General features: G+C 35.7%; 20 protein-coding genes. 17 read left to right on the forward strand and 3 right to left on the reverse strand.

Features of this window, described 5'->3' with window-relative positions:
- Window positions 1-4 precede the first annotated feature (4 nt).
- The 10 genes from B176_RS0107345 (at window position 5) to B176_RS0107390 (ending at window position 10,290) form a co-directional block, all read left to right on the forward strand.
- Entirely contained in the window at window positions 5-832 is an 828-nt protein-coding gene (locus tag B176_RS0107345) for a DUF4249 domain-containing protein (RefSeq protein WP_017258148.1), read from the forward strand.
- 75 nt (window positions 833-907) lie between these two features.
- Window positions 908-1,879 carry an NAD(P)-dependent alcohol dehydrogenase gene (locus B176_RS0107350; RefSeq protein WP_017258149.1) on the forward strand — a complete coding sequence of 324 codons (972 nt, stop codon included), beginning with the start codon at window positions 908-910 and terminating at the stop codon, window positions 1,877-1,879.
- 31 nt (window positions 1,880-1,910) lie between these two features.
- On the forward strand, window positions 1,911-2,582 hold the full coding sequence (locus B176_RS0107355) for a Crp/Fnr family transcriptional regulator (protein WP_017258150.1): 672 nt from the start codon (window positions 1,911-1,913) through the stop codon (window positions 2,580-2,582).
- Between the two features lie 188 nt (window positions 2,583-2,770).
- Window positions 2,771-3,217 carry a GNAT family N-acetyltransferase gene (locus tag B176_RS0107360; protein WP_017258151.1) on the forward strand — a complete coding sequence of 149 codons (447 nt, stop codon included), beginning with the start codon at window positions 2,771-2,773 and terminating at the stop codon, window positions 3,215-3,217.
- Between the two features lie 133 nt (window positions 3,218-3,350).
- The gene (locus B176_RS0107365) at window positions 3,351-5,711 is read left to right on the forward strand and encodes a TonB-dependent receptor (protein ID WP_017258152.1); all 2,361 of its coding nucleotides are present in this window, start codon (window positions 3,351-3,353) and stop codon (window positions 5,709-5,711) included.
- Between the two features lie 39 nt (window positions 5,712-5,750).
- Window positions 5,751-6,332 (forward strand): RNA polymerase sigma-70 factor, encoded by a 582-nt coding sequence (locus B176_RS0107370; RefSeq protein WP_017258153.1) that lies wholly within the window; start codon window positions 5,751-5,753, stop codon window positions 6,330-6,332.
- 8 nt (window positions 6,333-6,340) lie between these two features.
- Entirely contained in the window at window positions 6,341-7,288 is a 948-nt protein-coding gene (locus tag B176_RS0107375; RefSeq protein ID WP_017258154.1) for a FecR family protein, read from the forward strand.
- A gap of 57 nt (window positions 7,289-7,345) precedes the next feature.
- Window positions 7,346-9,157: a peptidase associated/transthyretin-like domain-containing protein gene (locus tag B176_RS19175; RefSeq protein ID WP_017258155.1), complete on the forward strand. Its 1,812-nt coding sequence runs from the start codon at window positions 7,346-7,348 to the stop codon at window positions 9,155-9,157.
- Window positions 9,158-9,331: 174 nt separating this feature from the next.
- Window positions 9,332-9,859, forward strand: a complete 528-nt coding sequence (locus B176_RS0107385; protein ID WP_017258156.1) for a hypothetical protein — start codon at window positions 9,332-9,334, stop codon at window positions 9,857-9,859.
- Between the two features lie 38 nt (window positions 9,860-9,897).
- On the forward strand, window positions 9,898-10,290 hold the full coding sequence (locus B176_RS0107390) for an MmpS family transport accessory protein (RefSeq protein ID WP_017258157.1): 393 nt from the start codon (window positions 9,898-9,900) through the stop codon (window positions 10,288-10,290).
- Window positions 10,291-10,327: 37 nt separating this feature from the next.
- Here the strand turns inward: B176_RS0107390 and B176_RS0107395 are convergent, their stop codons facing one another.
- Entirely contained in the window at window positions 10,328-10,777 is a 450-nt protein-coding gene (locus tag B176_RS0107395) for an acyl-CoA thioesterase (RefSeq protein ID WP_017258158.1), read from the reverse strand.
- A 133-nt stretch (window positions 10,778-10,910) separates the two neighbouring features.
- Here B176_RS0107395 and B176_RS0107400 point away from each other — a divergent pair, with 133 nt between their 5' ends.
- The 3 genes from B176_RS0107400 to B176_RS0107410 all read left to right on the forward strand — a co-directional run bounded on the left by B176_RS0107400 (window position 10,911) and on the right by B176_RS0107410 (window position 13,505).
- Window positions 10,911-11,348, forward strand: coding sequence for an Hsp20/alpha crystallin family protein (locus B176_RS0107400; RefSeq protein ID WP_017258159.1), 438 nt, complete (start codon window positions 10,911-10,913; stop codon window positions 11,346-11,348).
- 136 nt (window positions 11,349-11,484) lie between these two features.
- Window positions 11,485-12,744, forward strand: coding sequence for a putative DNA modification/repair radical SAM protein (locus tag B176_RS0107405; RefSeq protein WP_017258160.1), 1,260 nt, complete (start codon window positions 11,485-11,487; stop codon window positions 12,742-12,744).
- A complete protein-coding gene (locus B176_RS0107410) occupies window positions 12,744-13,505 on the forward strand; it encodes a TIGR03915 family putative DNA repair protein (RefSeq protein ID WP_017258161.1) in 762 nt (253 codons plus the stop codon). Before B176_RS0107405 ends, B176_RS0107410 begins: the two co-directional genes overlap by 1 nt.
- Here the strand turns inward: B176_RS0107410 and yiaK are convergent.
- The gene (gene yiaK / locus B176_RS0107415; RefSeq protein ID WP_017258162.1) at window positions 13,502-14,479 is read right to left on the reverse strand and encodes a 3-dehydro-L-gulonate 2-dehydrogenase; all 978 of its coding nucleotides are present in this window, start codon (window positions 14,477-14,479) and stop codon (window positions 13,502-13,504) included. The genes B176_RS0107410 and yiaK overlap by 4 nt on opposite strands.
- A gap of 209 nt (window positions 14,480-14,688) precedes the next feature.
- On the opposite strand from yiaK, the gene B176_RS0107420 reads away from it, so the two are divergent.
- The 3 genes from B176_RS0107420 to B176_RS0107430 all read left to right on the forward strand — a co-directional run bounded on the left by B176_RS0107420 (window position 14,689) and on the right by B176_RS0107430 (window position 16,792).
- On the forward strand, window positions 14,689-15,003 hold the full coding sequence (locus tag B176_RS0107420; protein WP_017258163.1) for a hypothetical protein: 315 nt from the start codon (window positions 14,689-14,691) through the stop codon (window positions 15,001-15,003).
- A gap of 54 nt (window positions 15,004-15,057) precedes the next feature.
- A complete protein-coding gene (locus B176_RS0107425) occupies window positions 15,058-15,378 on the forward strand; it encodes a hypothetical protein (RefSeq protein WP_017258164.1) in 321 nt (106 codons plus the stop codon).
- 88 nt (window positions 15,379-15,466) lie between these two features.
- Window positions 15,467-16,792: a sigma-54-dependent transcriptional regulator gene (locus B176_RS0107430; protein WP_017258165.1), complete on the forward strand. Its 1,326-nt coding sequence runs from the start codon at window positions 15,467-15,469 to the stop codon at window positions 16,790-16,792.
- On the opposite strand, the gene B176_RS0107435 is transcribed toward B176_RS0107430, so the two are convergent.
- Entirely contained in the window at window positions 16,780-19,251 is a 2,472-nt protein-coding gene (locus B176_RS0107435; protein ID WP_017258166.1) for an ATP-binding protein, read from the reverse strand. The two genes, B176_RS0107430 and B176_RS0107435, sit on opposite strands and share 13 nt — an antisense overlap.
- Before the next feature lie 246 nt (window positions 19,252-19,497).
- Between B176_RS0107435 and B176_RS0107440 the strand changes: the two genes are divergently transcribed.
- Window positions 19,498-21,333, forward strand: a complete 1,836-nt coding sequence (locus B176_RS0107440) for a DNA topoisomerase 3 (protein WP_017258167.1) — start codon at window positions 19,498-19,500, stop codon at window positions 21,331-21,333.
- Window positions 21,334-21,406 lie beyond the last annotated feature (73 nt).

The following is a 21,406-nucleotide window of genomic DNA, read 5'->3' on the forward strand; positions in this document are numbered from 1 at the left end:
GATTATGAAAAATAAATATTTTTTGTTGATGTTGTTTTGCATTTTAATATTTAGCAGTTGCGAAAAAGTAATTGATGTTAAATTAAGCACAGAACCATCTCGTTTAGTTGTTGACGCTACTTTAAGTTGGGTAAAAGGCACTAACGGCAAAAGCCAATCAGTTTTTTTAAGCACTACTACTAGTTATTATAGTCAAGAAATTCCCAAAGTATCTGATGCAATAGTTTATATTAACAACAGCACCAATACCAAATTTGAGTTTTTGGAAGAAACTGCTACAAAAGGGAAATACACTTGTGCCAATTTTTCACCCGTAATTGGCGAAAATTATACACTTACCATTGTTTATAAGGGAGAAACTTATAAAGCTCAAGAAAAACTAACGTCGGTTAGCCCGATTGAAAATGTAGAGCAAAGGTCAGATTTGGGAATAAATAGAGACGAATATGGGATAAAAGTGAACTTTCAAGACCCTATTGCTCAAAATAATTTTTATTTAGTGAGGTTTGTAACTTCGACCTCTGCTTTTCCGAGTTTCGAGGTATTTCATGACCAGTTTTTTGATGGAAAGAAAGGGTTTGGACTCTATGGAAGTGATAAGCTTAAAAAAGATGACGCTATTGAAATTAAACTGAACGGAATTTCTGAAAGATATTTCGACTATATGAAAAAACTTACAGCTACTGCCAGTGGTGGCGGAGGTGGACCTTTCCAGCCAACACCATCATCTGCTATAAGAGGAAACGTGGTTAACCAAAGTAATGAAAGCAATTTCTGCTTAGGATATTTTAGTGTATCAGAAACGGATATTTTAACGTATACCGTGAAATAGGTGCTTGTGAATTAAAAATATTGATTAAAAGTGCAAGAAATATCGATAATCGCTTGTGCTAAATAAAACTAAATAATGAAAGCCATTATCCATAAAAAATACGGTCCACCTAATGTTGCAAGCCTTGCAGAAGTTTCTAAACCCCAACCCAATGATGAAGAGCTACTGTTAAAAGTTTATGCATCAACCGTAAACAGAACAGATTCTGGCTTTAGAAGTGCCGAATATTTTGTTTCCCGTTTTTTTAGTGGCTTGTTAAAACCTAAAAACCAAATTTTGGGTTGTGAGTTTTCTGGTGTGGTAGAAAGTATCGGAAAAAACGTTTTGGGTTTTAAAATAGGAGATAAGGTCTTTGGCTATAACGATAAAACCTTCGGCGGTCATGCAGAGTATGCTACTATTTCTTACAAAGCAGCGGTAGCCGTTGCGCCAAAAAATATTAGTTTACACGATGCGGCGGCCATAACAGAAGGTGCCCATTACGCTTTAAATATTATTAGAGTTGCAAAGGTAAAACCCGGTCAAAATGTATTGGTTTATGGTGCTACGGGTGCTATTGGCTCTTCGGCAGTACAGCTTTTAAACTATTTTGGTGCTAATATTAACGCAGTTTGTGACACTAAAAACGTGGAACTTGTAAAAACATTAGGTGCTACAAAAGTGATAGATTACCAGCAGTCAGACTTTACAAAATTCAAGGATACCTATGATTTTGTTTTTGATGCGGTTGGTAAAACTTCATTTGGAGCTTGCAAACCTCTTCTCAATAAAAACGGGATTTACATTTCTACTGAATTGGGGAAAAACGGACAAAATATATTTTTGGCTTTAAAACATTGGGCGTTGAAAAGTAGAAAAAAAGTATTGTTTCCAATTCCTCCAGACTTATCGAAAGAAGATATCGGCTTTTTAAAAGATTTGGTAGAAAACGGAATGTTTAAACCAGTGATTGATAGCTACCGAAACCTTGATGATATTGTAGAGATTTACACTTATGTCGATAGCGGACAAAAAGTTGGCAACGTGGTTTTGGAAATTTTAAATTAGTGGATATATTTACACACGCTGTTTTAATTCTATGTATAAGATACAGCTAAATACCAATTTATATGGAACCGTTTGTTCGATGAATTTAAAAGACGTAGAACTTCTAAAAAATCAATACCTAAACGAAATGTTTAGTGTGATGAACTTTTCCGAAGAAGAATGGCAAGTAATTACTGATTTACACGTTTTTCGCCAATATAAAAAAGGCGCCATATTGTTAAAAAAAGGTCAACTCTCGAAAGTGAGTTATTATGTTGTTAAGGGCTGTTTGCGCAGTTATTATTTGGTAGATGGAGAAGAGAAGGTAAATGCTTTTTACACAGAGAAAGATTATTTTACACCAAGTTGTTTGGTAACCAATAAACCAGCGGAACATTATTTAGATTGTTTGGAGGATTGTTTAGTAAATGTGAGCACTGCCGAAGATGAAGCGATTATCATGAAGAAGTTTCCGCGTTTCGAAAAACTATGTAGGGCTTATTCTGAAGAATTAGTGGTAAAGCAAAAAGCTGAATTTGATGATTTTAAAATTGCTTCGCCAGAACAACGCTATATTAATTTCGCTACAAATCGGCCAGATTTGTTACAGCGTGTTCCACAGTATCAAATTGCAAGCTATCTCGGGTTAACACCGCAGTCTTTAAGCCGCATCCGTAAAAGATTATCGAAAAATGACTTTAGTGCAAATAAAGTTGCAGTTTAGATAAGGAAGTTTATCGATTAGCGATATGGTGAATGAAGTATTTTTCTGAAACCTTTCTGCTGAAATTTAGGCAAATTTCCAACCCGAAAACCCCCTTGGGATTGAAAAAAATGACCAACAATAAACTAACCATTTCCAAAGTATCTTATAAACTGTAAAAGATTTAAAATAAATAAACAAATTAAACCATGGTTATCAGAGAAGCTAAAACAGAAGATATAAAGCAAATTCAAATCATAAGAAATTCTGTTAACCAAAACACATTATCTAATCCTAATTTGGTAACTGATGTTGATTGCGAAAACTTTATAACAGTAAAAGGAAAAGGCTGGGTATCTGAAATTGATAGTCAAATTGTGGGTTTTGCAATTGTTGATTTAAAAGAAAATAACATTTGGGCATTATTTTTACATCCAAAATTTGAAGGAAAAGGTATTGGAAAACAATTACATAAAACGATGTTAGATTGGTATTTTACACAGACTAAAGCCACAGTTTGGTTAGGGACAGAGTTTGACACACGGGCAGAGCAGTTCTACAGCAAAGCGGGGTGGACAAAAGTTGGCACAAACGGACAAAAGGAAATTAAATTTGAAATGACATATGAAGCTTGGACAGCAAGTCAGATGTGTTAAATGTTGTTTCAAAGCGTAAATGGTCTTTTTTTTTAAATCAATAAAATAAATTGAACTGAAGGTAGGGGTAAAATGAACTAAGCGTGTTATCAATTAAAAGAAGGATAAAAATCTTTTAAACCATTGATAACAAATGAAACATTTTAAACTTTTATTATTTTTTTGGATATTCTTTGCGTCAAAGCTTGTTGCGCAAAACCATACCATCATCAAAGGAATCATCACAGATAAACAGTCTAAACTACCCTTGCCTGGTGTTACTGTGAGCATTAATTCTTTAAATCCACCTAAATACACCGTTACAGATGCCGACGGTCGCTTTCGTTTTGTGGATGTAACTGTTGGAAGACACAACTTAGAAGCTGCAATTATTGGCTACCAAAAAACGGTAATAGCAGAAGTGCTGCTGAGTTCTGGAAAAGATTTAGAAATCAATATCGAATTGGAAGAACAGTTAAACAGTTTAAGCGAAGTTGTGGTTTACAGTGCAAAAAACAAAAGTGCATTAAACCCGATGGCTAGTGTTAGTTCGCGGTCTTTTTCTGTGGAAGAAACCAGTAGATATGCTGCCGCTTTGTTCGATCCTGCCCGTATGGCGCAAAGTTTCGCCGGAGTTGCCGCTGCCGAAGATGACAATAATATTGTGATTAGGGGAAATGCCCCCAAGTCTGTTTTGTGGCGATTAGAAGGCATAGAGATTTTCAACCCCAATCATTTTGCAGATGAAGGTGCCGCAGGAGGAGCCATCAGCATGATAAATTCGAACGTGATTGGTACTTCTGATTTTTATACCGGAGGCACTCCGTCTGAGTTTGGAAATACCATTTCTGGTGCATTTGATTTACAGTTTAGAAAAGGAAATACCGACAAAAGCGAATATTCTTTGATGCTAGGCGTACTTGGGGCAGCAACATCATTAGAAGGTCCATTTAAAAAAGGCGGAAAATCTTCTTACTTATTCAGCTACCGCTACTCTTCTTTAGCTTTGTTAGATAAGATAGGGCTTTCTCTTTCCGATGTGGGCATCCCCATTTATCAAGATGTTTCCTACAACTTTGTTTTTCCAACTAAAAAGGTAGGTACTTTCTCTTTATTTGGAATAGGAGGGAACAGCAAAGTTGAGGATAAAGCAATAAGAGACCATACAAAATGGAAGGAAAGAAATGATTATGCCGATCAGAAATTCACCTTTAATTCGGGAAACGCAGGTTTAAAACATGTATTAATCTTGAACGATAAAATGTTTTTAAAAAACACCGTGGTTTATTCAAAAAGCCAGAATACGGATAAAGTTGACACCCTTAGACAAAATTATGACACCGATATTTACAGCAGAAACGATTATAAAAATGGTGCAATCCGTTATAGTGGTCAGTTAAATTATAACCCTAACGCCAATAATACCATCCGCAGCGGGGTAACAGCTTCTTTTTTGGATTATAATTTGAAAGGTTTAGAATATAATTACCAAAAACAGGCTTTAAATGAGGTATTAAACAAAAAGGGCAATGCCAGTTCAATAGATGCGTATAGCCAGTGGAAACATAATGTTAGCGAGCAATTGAGTTTTAACGTAGGTGTGCATACCAATTACTTTAGCTACAGCAGTAATTTTTACGTTGAACCACGCTTAAGCTTAAATTGGTGGGTAAAACCCGATCAGCAAATTTCTTTAGGTGTGGGGGCTTACAGCCGATTAGAACCTTTAGCCTATTATTTTGCAAATGATGAATTAACATCATCAGCTTACTACAGCGCCAAAAAATTAAAACCGACACGTTCTGCCGAGGTTGTTCTGGCTTACGAGAAGATTTTGGGCGAGACTTTGAAATTTAAGGCAGAAACTTACTATCAACACCTTTATAAAGTGCCGGTTTCAAACAACCCAAACTATAATTTCTCTACGATAAATGCGTCTAGCATAGGTGCAATTTTCGCCACAGATTACAGCCCTTTGGTAAACCAAGGAACCGGCAGAAACTATGGTTTAGAGTTAACTTTAGAAAGGTCGCTAAACAAAGGTTATTACTTCCTAATCACCACTTCAATTTTCGACTCCAAGTATAAAAACTTAGCTGGAAAGGAATTCAACACCACTTTTAACAGCCATATCATGGGTAATTTTGTAGCAGGAAAAGAATGGCAGGCCGGTAAAAACGGAAAGAATATTTTTGGTGTAAACGGAAAAGTGATCTATACCGGAGGAAGAAAGTACACCCCAATTTTATTGGAAGCGTCAAGAGCCCGACAAGAACAGGTAAATGACGAAAAGAAAGTAAATACGCTTACCGCTGATCCTTACTTTAGAGTCGATTTTTCTAGTAGTTATCGAATAAACAGAGCCAAAGTTTCGCATACTTTTTTTATTGATGCACAGAACCTGTTAAACCGGGTAAACAATCTGGGTTACTATTATGATTTAGATACCAAAAATTTAAAAAAGAACAATTTAGGAGGTGTTATTCCCGTATTGAACTATCGCTTAGAGTTTTAGGAGGTAAAAAATTATATTTGAAACTTAAAAGCAAAATTTTTGAAAGCTGAAATAAACCTAATCTATCAAATTAATACTGGTAACGAGCTGGTATTTGAGAAAGTATTTAAGCAATATTTTAAGGCATTGCAAAACTATGCATATACTATTTTGAACGATTTAGATATTGCCGAAGAAATGGTACAAAATGTTTTTCTAAAAATTTGGGAGAAGAGAGAAAAATTACCACAAGATGCTCTCATCGGCAGTTACCTATATAAATCAGTTTACCACGAAAGCTTAAACTGGTTAAGGCATGAAAAAGTTAAGCGTTCACATCAACAGCACACTTTGTACAGCATGAAAGATGAAACCGACAATGCCGAAAATCACATCAAAATGAAACAGTTAGAGGAACAGCTACAAAAAGCATTGAACAAATTGCCTCAACAATGCCGTACTATTTTTCAGATGAGCCGTTTTGACGAATTGCGTTACCGCGAAATAGCAGCAGAATTGGGTATATCCATTAAAACGGTAGAAAACCAGATGGGGAAAGCGCTTCGCTTAATGCGCTTAAAATTGGTGGAGTTTTTACCCGTAATGATAGGCCTCATCAACTCAATTTTTATATTAAAATAACCACGGAGATGACAGACGAAAAGATAATTAAATTTTTATTGGGAGAAAGCTCTGAGGCTGAAAATATAGAGATTAAGAATTGGCTAGCTGCTGATGCAAAACATCAAAAGTATTTTGAAGAAATGCAATTGATTTGGGATACCAGCAAAAACTTAGACGCACAACATTTAGAAGATGAAGACCTAGCTTGGGAAAAATTTAAAGCTAAAGCTGATGAAAGAAAAGCAGTTCAATCAAAAATAAATAGATTCAATTGGCTTAAAATTGCCGCTTCATTGGTTTTGGTAAGTACAAGTTGCTGGTTTGGCTACCAACATTTCAAAACCCCAGAAATGATGACTATAACAACTGCCACAGCAACAGATACCGTTATTTTGCCAGATGGGTCTGAAGTTAAACTTAATAAATATTCTACTTTAAGGTATCCGGAACAGTTTAAGGGAGAAAAAAGAGAAATTTTTCTCACTAAGGGAGAAGCGTTTTTTACGGTAACTCCTAATAAAGAAAAACCCTTTATCATCCAAACCAAAGACATTACGGTTAGGGTAGTGGGGACTTCTTTTAATGTGAAATGCGGAGCAGAAGAAACGGAAGTAATTGTGGCTACCGGAACAGTGAAGGTGAACCAGAAAAATGACGAAATCAGCTTGCAACCAGGGGAAAGAGTCACCGCACATCATCAAAATTTAAAACTAAAAAAAGAACCAGTTCCCGACCAGTTGTATAACTATTATTTCACTAAAACCTTTGTAGCTAACGGAACACCTTTATGGCGAGTTGTAGAGGTTTTAAACGAAGCGTACGCGGTTAAAATTGTGATTGAGAATGATGAATTAAAGAATCTACAACTCACTAGCACCTTTAAAAATGAATCTTTGGATCAAATCCTAAGGGTTTTAGAAGAAACTTTTCATCTTCAAATCGTCAAGGAAAACAATCTCATTATCATAAAATAAACTAAAAAATCAGTTCAAACCTTAATCCTTCTGCCTAATACCTTAAACCTTAAGAAGATGTTAAAAAATATATTATTATTAGTAGCAATTTATAGCGTTACTCCAGCCACTTATGCCCAAAATAATTTAGCAAAACGTATCACTATCAATGCGCAAAACGAACATTTACAAAACGTTTTACAAGAACTCAGTAAAAAGGGCGAATTTACTTTCTCATACAACACCAGCATTTTACCAAAAGACAGCTTGGTAAGCTTAAAAGCATATAATATGATGGTACAAGATATTTTAGACTCCTTACTAAACGGAAATTTCGAATATAAAGAGGCTTCTAATTATGTGGTTTTAAGGCCCTGTCCCAATAGTTTATCGTTAATTCCAGAAAAATCAGAACCACTAGGTCGTAAATACGTGGTTTCGGGTTATATTATTGACAATGCAAATGGGCTTAAAATAAAAGATGCCAGTGTATATGATAAGCAATTGTTAAAAAGCACACTAACGGATCATCAAGGTTATTTTAAGCTCAAAATAAAAACAAATAACCAAGCCATTAGGTTAACCGTAACTAAGGATCAGTATAAAGAAATTACAGTTACCATGTTACCTGCAGTAACAGTCGGCAGAAACGACTCAGCCCAATATGGCTTTCAGCCGGGCAACGGAGTTATCGCTACTTATTTCGGAAAAGTATTTGTTTCCTCTAGGCAAAGAGTGCAAAATATAAACTTAGCCGGTTTTTTTAGTCAAAGCCCGGTTCAGGTTTCTTTTATTCCGGGTTTAAGTACGCATGGTTTTTACAACTCACAAATGGTGAATACGGTTTCTTTAAATGCTTTGGCAGGATATTCTGCCGGAGTTAACGGGGTAGAATTGGCCGGGTTGTTTAACGTGAATAAATATAATGTAAAGAATTTTCAGGGAGCTGGCTTAATCAATACGGTAGGAGGGACGGTTGATGGTGTGCAATTGGCCGGTATTGGAAATGTGGTGTTAGATAGCGTTCAGGCTTTTCAAGGAGCGGGCATATTTAATGCGGTAAAATCTAATTTTTCGGGAGTGCAAATGGCAGGTATTGTGAATGCCAATAAAGGGACGCTGAATGGGACACAGATGGCAGGTATCGCAAATTTAAGTGGTAAACAAGTCAAAGGGACGCAACTGGCAGGTATTGTTAATGTAAGTGTTAAAGGATTAAAAGGAGCTCAATTTGCAGGAATTGGCAATACCACTATTAAACCAGTAAATGGCTGGCAAATGGCAGGAATCTACAATGTATCTGTGGATAGTTTAAAAGGTGGTCAATTGGCTGGAATTGTAAATTATACAAAGAAGTTAAAGGGCTTTCAGATGGGTTTAGTGAATATTGCTGACACATTAGAAGGAGTAAGTTTGGGATTGCTGAATTTATCTAAAAACGGCTATCACAAATTAGCAATTTCAAGCAATGAGGTTACCAACGTTAATCTTGCTTTAATTACGGGAAATGCAAAACTATATACTGCAATTAGGGCTGGGTACAACCTATCTGATACGGCAAAAGTTTTTAGTTTTGGAGTAGCCATGGGCCATGATTTTGTATTGAGCAAAAAGTTGGCAATAGGTGCGCAGATGAGTTATGATCAGCTTTATTTAGGTTCATGGAAGCATAGCAGTTCATTAGTTAAGGCAGGAACTAATGTACAATTACAGTTAATTAAAGGTTTAGCGCTGTTTGCTGGCCCTTATTATAACGTTTATTTTACCAACCAAACCAATAAGTTTAAAAACTACAGCTATCCAATATTAAACAGGGGTTTAGCTTACCACAGTTATAGCAACAAGGTAAAAGGATGGATAGGATTTGAAGCTGGGATTAGGCTTTTTTAATAGCTGCTTTATTTCTTAACACAAGTTCATCAAGTTTATGGTGTTTAACTCGTTACCAGCTCATTTCTTAACTTAAGTTAATGGATTTCTATATTTCAGAACATAGCTTTGTATCTGTTAATTAAACATCGACACACCATAATTTCAACCTCAAAACAATAATTAAAATATCCAATGAAAAAACAATTAAAAATTTCACTTGTATTACTATTTTTCGCATTCAACGTTCAAGCCCAAAATGGAGGGTTTAACAAAACTGATAACTTATTAAATATTGGGATTGGTATTAACTCCTTTTATGACAGCGGTGTTCCTTTTGGAGTGTCGTTTGAAAAGGGCATTCATGAAAACATCAGTGTAGGTGCAAATTTCGATTATCTGGCTACAGATTTTAGTTCGAGCGGAACAGATTTGAAATTCACCGCAATTTATCTAGCGCTGAGAGGTTCTTATTATTTCAATAATTTATTAAAAATTTCAAGTCAAAAAATAGATCTATATGGCGGTCCGTCCGTTGGATATCGTATATTTTCTTGGAAAGACGATTTCAGTGGCTCTTTAAGTAGCAAGTATGGAAGTGGCCTTTTTATCGGTGTTCACATTGGTGGCAAATATTATTTCACTGACAAAATTGGTGGTTTTTTAGAACTGGGAGACATTGGCTCTACCAATGCAAGGTTAGGGGTGGCTTTCAAGTTTTAGATTTAAAATTTTCACTTATTAACATAAAATAAACACCTATGAAAAATTCAATTGTAAAATTAGCCTTATTCTGTACCGTTGGTTTAAGCACCCTAAATTCCTGCAGTAAAGATGATGATTCAAATAGTGACAGCCGGAATGTGAAGTACGAAATAACCGGAAATGCAACAGGTACTTTTGATGCTACGTATATTACCGGTTCTGGTTCTGGAGCAAACGAAGCACCAACCGCTTTACCTTGGTCAAAAGAAATTGTGGTACAAGCGGGAATTGCGAAAGTAATAATCAATTCGGCCGTAATCGGCGCAACTCCAGGTAAAACAATTACCACCAAAATTTTTATTGGTGGAGTTGTAAAAAAAGAACAATCGGCAGTAGTACAATCTAATGGATCTGCTATTATTGCCGGATTGGATTATACTTTTAAGTAGCTATTAAAACTAACCACTTAACTAAAAACCAACTAGCCTAAACCTCGTTAAGCCAGATATTGTCGTAATTTTTCATTAAATCACGTTCATTTTTTGGAATTGGGGTTGGCTTGTTGGTTTCGTAATTAATTGCAACCTGTACGGTTTTACCCATCGTTCGTAAAGAAAGTGAGCCATCTTCTTTTTCGCAAACCAAAATATATTCAATATCCCAACTGCTGTTTCCCAAGCGACTAGTTTTTACGTAAGCAAAAATCTTTTCTTCCAACACAATTGGACGTACATAATCTACCTGGGCTTTTGCTACAATAATTCCTGTTTTTTTCCAGTCCCAATTGATGATTTCTCGCCAATAATTCGAGCGGGCCTGTTCGAAATAAGTAAGGTAAACAGCATTGTTTGCATGCCCAAACATATCCATATCCGAAAATCTAATCGGAATCTCAACTTTATACTTGTAATGCTTAATTATATCATTTAAATCCATAAATCGGAAATTTTGTCGTTATTTTTTTATAAATCAAGACATAAAGTCATCTAAAACATCCTTTTTATGTATTGGTATTCTCCTTGTTCAATAGCAAATATCAAGTAAAATTAACAAATAGGAGGATATAAAAATGACTTTAGTGAAATTTAACGACCAAAAGAGAGCAAACGGCTACTCAACTTTTAATGAACTGTTTGATTCGTTTTTTAACGATGGATATCCAGCTCACAAACCATCGCACCAAGTACCTGCGGTAAACGTTTCCGAAACTGAACATGCTTACACGTTAGACTTGGCAGCACCTGGTTTAAAGAAAGAAGATTTTAAAATAGCTTTAGAAAAAGATGTTTTAACTATTTCTGCCGAGGTGAATAATGAGGTTAAAGAAGATGGTAAAAAGTTCAATAAACGAGAGTTTAGTTACCACGCTTTTTCTAGATCTTTTAACTTACCCGAATTAGTGGATTATGGTAAAATTGAAGCGACTTATGAAAGTGGTGTTTTGCAAGTGAACATCCCTAAAAAAGAAGAAGCCAAAGTTTTAACAAGACAAATTGAAATTAAGTAAGTTTTTTTTTTGAGTGTTTGATAAGAGCCTGAAAGTAAAATTTCAGGCTTTTTTTATAATCCATAAATTAGGCTTCAATTTATTTTTACTAATTTATTTAGTTTTAATTAGCTAATTATTTTAGTAATTTTGTTTGATGAATTTTGAAAGAATAAATGAGAAGCTCTCTATTTTGGCCGATGCCGCAAAGTACGATGTTTCCTGTTCGTCAAGCGGAAGCAACCGTAAAAATAAAAACAAAGGCCTTGGTGATGCAAGCGGGATGGGCATTTGCCATTCCTATACAGAAGACGGCCGTTGTGTTTCGCTCTTGAAAATTCTGTTGACCAACGTTTGTATTTACGATTGTGCTTATTGTGTAACTAGAAAAAGCAATGATATTAAAAGAGCGGCTTTTACTGTGCAAGAAGTTGTTGACCTCACCATTAATTTTTACCGCCGTAATTATATTGAAGGCTTGTTTTTGAGTTCGGGGATTTTTAAAGATGCCAATACCACGATGGAGCGTTTGGTAGCTGTAGCCAAAAAACTGCGATTAGAGCAAAATTTCAACGGTTATATTCACCTAAAAAGTATCCCGGGTGCAACAGACGAGCTGATGAAAGAAGCCGGTTTATATGCAGACCGACTGAGTGTTAACTTAGAACTACCGACCGTTGAAGGCTTAAAGTTACTTGCTCCGGATAAAAACAGGCAGGATATGATTAATCCGATGACCTTTGTGAAAAACGAAATCATTCTATATCAGGATGAAAAGAGGCGTTTTAAAAAATCACCAAAGTTTGCCCCCGGCGGACAGAGTACACAGATGATTATCGGGGCTACACCAGAAACTGATTTACAAATTATTCACACGGCTAACGATTTTTATAAAGATTTTAATTTAAAAAGGGTTTATTATTCGGGCTATATTCCTGTTTCGCAGGATGCTCGTTTACCATCTTTACAATCTCAAGTGCCAATGCTTAGAGAAAACAGGCTTTACCAAGCAGATTGGTTGATGCGATTTTACGGCTTTAGAGCAGATGAGATCCTAGATGTTAAAAAACCATTTTTGGAACTGGACGTAGATCCAAAACTGGGCTGGGCCTTGAGAAACCTTGATTTTTTTCCGCTTAATATACAAACTGCGGATTTCCATGCCATATTAAGAATTCCTGGAGTAGGAGTGAAGTCGGCGTGGAAAATTGTGGAAGGACGGAAGTTTACTAAGCTTAATTTACAGCATTTACAGAAAATGGGGGTAGCTGTAAACCGGGCACAGCACTTCATCAGCTTTGCAAATTCATTCATCAAGACCAATTTATTGCAGCAACATAATTTAAAAGATATTATCCTAGGAACGGTAAAAAGCAAATATCAGACACATTATTCGGCACAATTAAGCCTTTTTTAATGATTACACTTTTAACTTATGACCATAGTTTAGATGGTTTTTTCACTGCTGTTTTCGAAGTGTATGAGTACAAAATAGAAAAAGCCGAAATCAGGAAGGAAGCGCTAGAAAAGCCTGCACTTTTTTATGGTTTGCACCGTGTAATTACGGACCCTAAAAAAGCTGAACGGGTATTTAAAAAACTAAAAATGCTATTGGGTGAAAAGGGAATTCATCAAATTATTTATAGTCTTTTAACAGAAGATGAGCATTGTGAGCGACCAATTTTAGAGGTAATTAAATATGCTATAGCAAATCCCGAAAAGAAGGTTTTAAGTAATATGACAAACCAATCTGTGCTGAAGCTAGAAAGATACACCAAGCAGGTAGGCAGAGAAAAGCATCGTATGGAAGCTTTTGTACGCTTTAGGCTAATTACCGACCAGATTTACTTTGCAGAAATAGAACCTGATTTTAATGTAATGCCAATTATTGCTAAGCATTTTGCACAACGCTATCAGGATCAAAAATGGTTGATTTTTGATCAAAAAAGACAATATGGCCTGTTTTATAATCTCCAAACAGTAGAAACTGTTGAGATGGACTTTAGTGATAAAACCAAAGATTTAGAAATGCTGGGTAACGATGAAGATTTATATCAAAACCTGTGGCGTACTTATTTTGATAAAACAAATATTAAAGCCCGCAAAAATACGCGATTGCATATTCAGCATGTGCCAAAACGATATTGGAAGTATTTAACTGAAAAACAACCTTTTTAAAGACTTTTTACTTTTCTCCACATGGTTTCGTCAACCGGAATTCCTTGAAGCATATTTTCTTCTCTAACTTTCAAAGTCTGCTCTCCCGGATACCTAACCCCTTGTTTATGTTGCTTAGTGTACGTTAGTATTTCATCTGCTATATTTCCCGCATTCGGGTACAAATTCATATCTAAACATATATAAACCTGAGAAATGTTTTTTTCTTTTCCGCTTTCCGTTATTGCGGCTGTAGTTTTTCCGCCACTTAAAATACTAGCTAACAAATCTAACATGATTGCTAAACCAGATCCTTTCCACATACCGGCGGGTAACGGGCGTTTGGTTTCTCTAATACTTTTTGGATTTTTAGTTAGGTTCCCTTCGGTGTCATAGCCGCCATAAAACGGAAGTTCATTGCCCTTTAATTCATATTCCTGTAATTTTCCATAAGAAAACTGCGCCATAGCCATATCCAAAACGATATGTCCGTTTTTATGTGGCACCGCAATAATTAAAGGATTGTTTCCGATAGTAGCAACATCAGAACCCCAAGGAGGCATAATACCGATGGTATTTGTGAAATTAATGCCGATACAGTTTGCTTCTGCCGCTTGCCAGCCGTAAGCACCACCACGCATCCAGTGATTGGTGTTTTTTAAAGCAACGCAACCCATACCGTTCTTTTTTGCCAGCTCAATAGCTCTTTGCATGCAAAATTGAGCGTTTAAAACTCCTGGGCCTAAATTTCCATCCCACTGTTCAATTACGCCAAAGCTATTTACCAAGGTCGGCTGGGCATCAATATTAATAAAACCATCATCAATATAATTTACAAATACAGGGAATCTGTTTAAACCATGCGAATAAACCCCATCTCTACTGTTATTAGTGAAAATTTCGGCGCAAGCTTTTGCCTTGTCTTTGGCAAAACCACGATTTAATAAAACTCGTTCTAATTCAACAAATAGTGTTTGATAGTTTATTCTCTGCATTTTCCTAGTAGATATGTTTAGGGAACTCAAATATAATAATTGTTTAACTAATGGGCATTGTGTGGAGAAACTCCACAATTGGAAATAAATGAAAAATCATTAACCAGCTGATTTATAAATGAATGTGTTTTTGCTCTCGGTTTGGCACTGTTATCCTTAATAGGGATAATATAATTCAATAAATAATTTAAAATTAAAAGCACATCATTATGAAAAAGTTCATTTTATCAGCAGCAATAATAGCCTTAACAACTGTAGCATTTGCTCAAACCAATGAAACACAAGCTCCAGAACAGGCAACAGCAACCGCGGCACAAGATAGTACAACATCAACAAAAGTTGAATTAACCGCACTGCCAGAAGCGGTAAAAACAACCTTAACATCTGATGCCTACAAAGCATGGACAGCTACTGAAGCTTACCTAGTAAAAGAAAATGGTAAAGAATATTACCAGATCAATGTTACTAAAGAAGAAGAAAAGGGATCTGTAAAAATTAATGTAGACGGAACTCCAGCTTCTTAACAATTAAATCAAAAATCAATTTACTTAATATCTATTAATTTAAAAACACATATCATGAAAAAGTTCATTTTATCAGCAGCCATAGCTGCGTTATCAACAGTAGCATTTGCACAAAACAGCGAGCCAACAAATAGCGAAGCTCCGGCACAAGCAACAGAAGCTCCAGCGCAAGATAGTTCATCAACAAAAGTTGAACTAACAGCATTACCAGATGCGGTAAAAACAACCTTAACATCGGATGCTTATAAAGCTTGGACTGCTACCGAAGCATTTTTAGTGAAAGAAAACGGAAAAGAATATTATCAGATCAATGTTACTAAAGAAGAAGAAAAAGGATCTGTAAAAATCAATGCAGACGGAACTCCAGCTTCTTAATCAGAAAATACAGTAAAGATTAACCTTAAAATTTCTTTATTAGTGTGCGAAAAGCCAGATTTTATCTGGCTTTTTTTATGTTTGTAATATGCTCAAAACTTTAATTATTGAAGACGATACTTCGTTTTCGGAACTTTTGGAAGGATTTTTAGCCAAGCATAACTATGCAGTTACTTGCCAGGCTAAAGTCCAACCTGCGCTTAAAGTTTTAGCTCAAAATAATTTTCAGTTGGTATTAGTTGATTACAGACTGCCAGACGGTACAGGTTTAGAGGTTTTGAAGTATTTGCGGGAAAATGCCATAAACGTTCCTGTAATTATGATGACGAGCTTTAACGATGTTAAAACCGCTGTAAAATCAATTCAACTGGGCGCTTTTGATTATATTTTAAAACCCGTAAACCCTGATGAATTATTATTGACGATAAAGAATGCTTTAGCACAGAAGGAACGACAAAAAAATCCTTCAATTGAGAAAGATTATATTAAAGGAGAAAGTGAGGCCTCCAAAAAGATTTACCAGCATTTGGATTTGGTAGCACCAACAGAGATGTCGGTAATTATTCAAGGCGAAAGCGGAACAGGAAAAGAACACATCGCCCGATTGCTTCATCTGCAAAGCAAAAGAAAAGATAAACCATTTATAGCGATTGATTGCGGTTCGTTATCTAAAGACTTAGCCATTAGCGAGTTATTCGGACATGTAAAAGGTGCGTTTACAGGGGCTTTGGCGGATAAGAAAGGACAGTTTGAACTTGCGAAAGGCGGAACTTTATTTTTAGATGAAGTTGGAAACTTAAGCTATGAAGTACAAGTAAAACTACTTAGGGCTTTGCAGGAACGCATTATACAGCCTTTAGGCGCTATTAAAACAATCGAAATTGATGTACGGATTATTACGGCTACCAACGACGATTTGCAGAATAGTATCATTAACGGAGATTTTAGAGATGATTTATACCACCGCTTAAACCAGTTTAAAATACAATTGCCCGCCTTACGCGAGCGTGGTGATGACCTAAAGCTTTTTATCAATTATTTTATACAACAATCTAACAAAGAGTTGGATAGGAGTGTGAAACACTTATCTAAGGAAGTAAAAAAGGTTTTGTTTGATTATGAATGGCCAGGTAATTTACGTGAACTTTCTAACGTAATTAAAAGAATGGTTTTACTAAGCCCCACAGAAACTGCAGAAATTGAGGCGCTACCAGATGAAATGGTGTTTGCTGTTAATGAACCCTCAATTATTGCTTCCGGGTCTGATTTAAAGGCGATAAATGAAGTGAACGAAAAGGCACTGATTGAGGAAACTTTAAAAAAGACAAAATACAACAAATCTAAAACGGCCAAATTGCTGAATATCGATAGAAAAACGCTTTACGCTAAAATGGAACGCTATCAGATCGAATAATTGTTTTCTTTCAGATAATCTGTAAACTGTTTTAATTGCTGTACCTGTTCTGTAATTATTGCAATTAAATCTTCTGTAAAAGATTGTTCGTTCTGCAGCATTTGCTCGGTTTTTCTGAATTGATGAGCCAGCCCTTTATAACCAATTTGTCCCGTTCTGCCAGCTAATCGGTGTACAATCAACCTACAAAGATTAAAGTCGCGGTTGATGATTTCCGCTTGTAATAATTCAATATCGCTCGAAGAGTCTTCTACAAAACGTTTTAGTATTTTTATCAATTGATTTTGATCTCCAAAGGTCATTTTTCTAAGGCTTTCGGTATTGAAGTTTTCAAACTCGGCAGTGCAGTCTATCAGAATGTTTAACAGGTTTTCTGAAGTAAACGGTTTGTTAATAATACCATTAAAACCCGTGTTTAATATTTGTTGTTGCTCCGCAGGCAGAACTTGGGCTGTAATAGCATAAAACTTAACATTGCTAGGTACTTTTTCTTTAACGAGTTTAAAAAGAGCCAAGCCATCTATTTCGGGCATTCGCATATCCATTAAAACATAACCTAAATCGGGCGGTAATGGATTTTCCAACAAATCTTTAGGTTTGTTAAAGGTTTGATAAACAACATGGTTCTGCGTTAATATTAGACCGCATAAATCTAAAATCAACTGATCATCGTCAACAATCCAAACCTTTTTGTTGGTATATTTCTTTATCGATGCTATTGGTGGGCTAATAAGCTTAACGTTGTCCATTGCAACAGCTTCATAATTAAGCCGAAGCTCAAAAGTAGAACCTTGTCCAAGTTTACTTTCTACAGTTATTTCGCCATCATGCAAATCAACCAATTGTTTCACAATACTTAAACCTAAACCGGTACTGTTAAAATTTAAGTTTTCGGTATGGTTTCCGTTATCAAACTCCTCAAAAATACTGGCTAAATTAACTTCGTTGATACCAATTCCTGTATCAATAATTTTTAAATTCAACACTGCTTTTTCTAAAGTTTTCACAACATCAACAGATAGTTTTACACTCCCAGCATTGGTAAACTTGATGGCATTTCCCAAAAGGTTGTATAAAATCTGTTTGAGCCTAAAAGCATCGCCTTTGAGCCATAGTTGCTTGTTGAGGTTAACTTCTGCTATTAAAGCTAAGTTTTTTTCTAAAGCAAGAGGCTTTAAGATAAGCAACACCTCGTTAATTAAATCCTCGGGGTCAAATACTTCGCTTTTAAGATTAAATTTCCCCGACGCAATTCTGCTATAATCTAATATCTCGTTAATAATATACAGTAGGTGAGTAGCAGAAAAATGGATGGCGTCCACTGCTTTTTTATCTGGTTCAGCTGTTTTTTGAATAATTTCCGAATAACCAACTATTGACTGTAAAGGAGTGCGGATTTCGTGACTCATGTTTGATAAAAAACGCTGCTTAGCTCTGGCATTATAATCCGCAAGCTCTTTAGCTTTCTCTAATGCTTGTCTATATCGATTGCTTTTGCCAATATCTCTTAAAATAAAATAACTCAAAAAAACCGTCAGTATAAAAAACACAATCAAAATAATAGTGATTTGGTTAATCCCTTTATTTACTATAGTTCTGGCAGTAATACCTTTTTTAGTTACCTGCATTAATGCTTCGTTGCGTACTTCTTCCAAAACCTGAAGCATTTGCTGCGTAAGCGTATTAGATGCATTGGCAAGGCTACGTTCTTTTGCTATAAATTTATTGCTCTTTAGCTTTTGCTTATTTTTAATTTTGTTGAGCGAGCTTTCCATATTCCGTAAAATACTATCCTCAACAAATTGATCCAGGGTGTCTTTTTTTATCTTTAATTCTTCGCTAACAACTTTGTACGAATCTGATTTTCTTTTACCAAATATTTTATTGAAAAAGCCCGATTTTCCGTCGTCTTTTAATGTAGTAGTTGAAGTTTTACTTTCGGTAGTGTAAATGGCGCTATCAGAAAGGAAGGCTCTTTCTGCAAAAATTGAGTTTAATTTTTCAATTTCTTTAGAAAAAGAATTGGTATTGAGCAAGCTATCTCTAACGGTTAAATAAAGTATAAACTGCTGGTCTCTTTTACCCAATAGTTTTTCAATAGATTTTATACGTTGTAGCTGTGCACTATCCCTTGCATATAATCTCCTTAAAGTATCCAAACTCAGTTTTATTGCTCTTGTTTCGCTGATAAAGGCATTGTCGCCATCTTTTTCAATGGCTAAATACTTTTGCTTTTGGTCCAGTCTGGATACACTGTTGAAGATACGGTTTACCAAAACTAATTTACTATCGGGCTTGGAAACTTGGTCTACAGTTTCAATAATCTCATCAAATACAAGTTTACTTACTCCCCAGGCAGCAATTAGTGCTAAAATCGCCATCAGAAAACCGAAAATAATTTTTCCCTTTGTGGCTCTTAATAAATCGCCCTTTATATTAAACCGATAACGATTCCGCATCTTAAAATAATAAAACCTCTTTTTAGGTGCTTAACAGAAATTATCATACCAAAGTTTGCCCTGTCGATAAACCGGGGAAATAACTATTGATTTTCAGCAGGTTAAATAATCCAAAATTTAAAGGTTGATAATTGTTAGTTCTTTTAGCAGATTTTGGGATGTGTTACGCGAAAAAATAGCCTAATTTAGAAGTCGTTTCAACTAAAAATAGCTTTATAAAATTAAGAATATCCTATTTAAATATAAATGAAAGTAATTATTGCCGAAAAGCCATCAGTTGCTCGTGAGTTAGCCAAAGTGTTTGGAGCAACTAATAAGAAAGTAGGTTATATCGAAGGAAAAGGTTATTCGTTTACCTGGGCCTTTGGTCATTTACTACAGTTAGCACCACCGCAAGATTATGGTTTCTACGGCTGGAAAAAGCAAAATTTACCCATGCTACCGCAAAAGTTTAAGCTGGCTGTTAGAAAAATAAAAACAAAAGATGGTGTGGTTGAGGACCCTGCGGTTAGGAAACAGTTAGATGTAATTAAATATCTTTTTGATGAATGTACAGAGATTATTGTAGCAACCGATGCGGGGCGGGAGGGAGAGCTTATTTTTAGGTATATCTACTATTATTTGAAATGTAAAAAGCCATTTCGCCGACTTTGGATCTCTTCGCAAACGGATCAAGCCATTAAAGAAGGCTTCAGGAATTTAAAACCAGGTACCGATTATGATACGCTATTCAATTCTGCGCATTGCAGATCAGAATCTGATTGGTTGGTTGGGATGAATGCCACGCAGGCTTTAAGTATTTCTGCAGGAAATAGATCGGTTCTATCTTTAGGCAGAGTGCAAACACCCACTTTAGCTATGATCTGCAGTCGTTATATAGAAACAAAAAATTTTATTCCTGAGATTTATTTCCAAGTTGCTATCCAGTTAAAAAAAGAAGAAAGCTTATTCAGGGCAATTTCTCCCAAGAATTTTAAGAGTAGGGAAGCAGCAGAAGCCGTTTTATCGCAGGTTTTAGATTTGGCTAGCGGACATCAACAAGGTGGTTTGATTGTAAATGTAGAAGCGAAGGCAAAAAAAGAAACTCCACCTTTGTTACATGATTTAAGCAGTTTACAGCAAGAAGCAAATAAAAAGAAAGGCTACACTGCTGATCAAACACTTGGAATTTTACAAAATTTGTATGAAAGCAAATTAGTGACTTATCCGCGTACTGGTAGCCGTTTTATTGGTGACGATGTTTATGCGACCGTTCCTGGGTTGATTTCAAAATTTACCAATCATCCATTATTTGGGAAAGATGCAGCCTTTTTAATGGAGAATAAACTCAATAAAAGGAGTGTAAATGCAAAAAAGGTAACAGACCATCACGCCGTTTTACCTACCGGCGAGCCTGCAGGGCAATTATCATCAGACCGACAAGCGGTTTACGATATGGTTGTAGGGCGAATGCTAGAAGCGTTTCATCAAGAGTGTTTAAAAGATACTACCAAAATCACCATCAACTCGGGTTCTGATTTTGTTGCCAACGGAACCGTGATTCGATCTGCTGGTTGGCGTTCTGTTTTTAACGATAACGACGAGGAGAAGAAAGACGATGATAATGCTACTTTGCCAAAAGTTACCAAAGGCGAAAGTTTAGCAATTACCAATAAAGCGGTATTAGAAAAACAAACCAAACCCAAACCATTATTTACGGAAGCAACTTTACTTAAAGCTTTAGAAACATGCGGAAAAGATATTGAAGATGAAGAACTTAGATACGCAATGAAAGAAAGTGGATTAGGAACTCCTGCAACCAGAGCGTCTATCATTGAAACCTTGATCAAACGAGAATATATTGGGCGAGAGAAGAAAAACCTTGTACCTAGCAAAAAAGGTTTAGCGGTTTATGATGTGGTTAAAAACAAAAAAATTGCACAAGCTGAATTAACTGGGCAGTGGGAAAAAAGATTAGAAGAAATTCGATCGGGCGCATCGGTAAAAGATTTTAAAGCCGAAATTACAGAGTACACAAAGAACATTACGCAAGAATTATTAGCTGCCGGAAGCAGTTTGTATACTGTATTAAAGGAAGGTTAACTGTAAATAATTAAAACTTTTAGTTTAACGTTAACGTAAAACATGGGTATTCATTTTTGGTTAAGTTAAAAGC

Source organism: Pedobacter arcticus A12, from assembly GCF_000302595.1.
GTDB lineage: Bacteria > Bacteroidota > Bacteroidia > Sphingobacteriales > Sphingobacteriaceae > Pseudopedobacter > Pseudopedobacter arcticus.

Excerpts from the sequence above, each read along its gene's own strand:
- B176_RS0107345 (WP_017258148.1), top strand. The coding sequence starts at position 5 with ATGAAAAATAAATATTTTTTGTTGATGTTGTTTTGCATTTTAATATTT.
- B176_RS0107350 (WP_017258149.1), top strand. The coding sequence starts at position 908 with ATGAAAGCCATTATCCATAAAAAATACGGTCCACCTAATGTTGCAAGC.
- B176_RS0107355 (WP_017258150.1), top strand. The coding sequence starts at position 1,911 with ATGTATAAGATACAGCTAAATACCAATTTATATGGAACCGTTTGTTCG.
- B176_RS0107360 (WP_017258151.1), top strand. The coding sequence starts at position 2,771 with ATGGTTATCAGAGAAGCTAAAACAGAAGATATAAAGCAAATTCAAATC.
- B176_RS0107365 (WP_017258152.1), top strand. The coding sequence starts at position 3,351 with ATGAAACATTTTAAACTTTTATTATTTTTTTGGATATTCTTTGCGTCA.
- B176_RS0107375 (WP_017258154.1), top strand. The coding sequence starts at position 6,341 with ATGACAGACGAAAAGATAATTAAATTTTTATTGGGAGAAAGCTCTGAG.
- B176_RS19175 (WP_017258155.1), top strand. The coding sequence starts at position 7,346 with ATGTTAAAAAATATATTATTATTAGTAGCAATTTATAGCGTTACTCCA.
- B176_RS0107385 (WP_017258156.1), top strand. The coding sequence starts at position 9,332 with ATGAAAAAACAATTAAAAATTTCACTTGTATTACTATTTTTCGCATTC.
- B176_RS0107390 (WP_017258157.1), top strand. The coding sequence starts at position 9,898 with ATGAAAAATTCAATTGTAAAATTAGCCTTATTCTGTACCGTTGGTTTA.
- B176_RS0107395 (WP_017258158.1), bottom strand. The coding sequence starts at position 10,777 with ATGGATTTAAATGATATAATTAAGCATTACAAGTATAAAGTTGAGATT.
- B176_RS0107400 (WP_017258159.1), top strand. The coding sequence starts at position 10,911 with ATGACTTTAGTGAAATTTAACGACCAAAAGAGAGCAAACGGCTACTCA.
- B176_RS0107405 (WP_017258160.1), top strand. The coding sequence starts at position 11,485 with ATGAATTTTGAAAGAATAAATGAGAAGCTCTCTATTTTGGCCGATGCC.
- B176_RS0107410 (WP_017258161.1), top strand. The coding sequence starts at position 12,744 with ATGATTACACTTTTAACTTATGACCATAGTTTAGATGGTTTTTTCACT.
- yiaK (WP_017258162.1), bottom strand. The coding sequence starts at position 14,479 with ATGCAGAGAATAAACTATCAAACACTATTTGTTGAATTAGAACGAGTT.
- B176_RS0107420 (WP_017258163.1), top strand. The coding sequence starts at position 14,689 with ATGAAAAAGTTCATTTTATCAGCAGCAATAATAGCCTTAACAACTGTA.
- B176_RS0107425 (WP_017258164.1), top strand. The coding sequence starts at position 15,058 with ATGAAAAAGTTCATTTTATCAGCAGCCATAGCTGCGTTATCAACAGTA.
- B176_RS0107430 (WP_017258165.1), top strand. The coding sequence starts at position 15,467 with ATGCTCAAAACTTTAATTATTGAAGACGATACTTCGTTTTCGGAACTT.
- B176_RS0107435 (WP_017258166.1), bottom strand. The coding sequence starts at position 19,251 with ATGCGGAATCGTTATCGGTTTAATATAAAGGGCGATTTATTAAGAGCC.
- B176_RS0107440 (WP_017258167.1), top strand. The coding sequence starts at position 19,498 with ATGAAAGTAATTATTGCCGAAAAGCCATCAGTTGCTCGTGAGTTAGCC.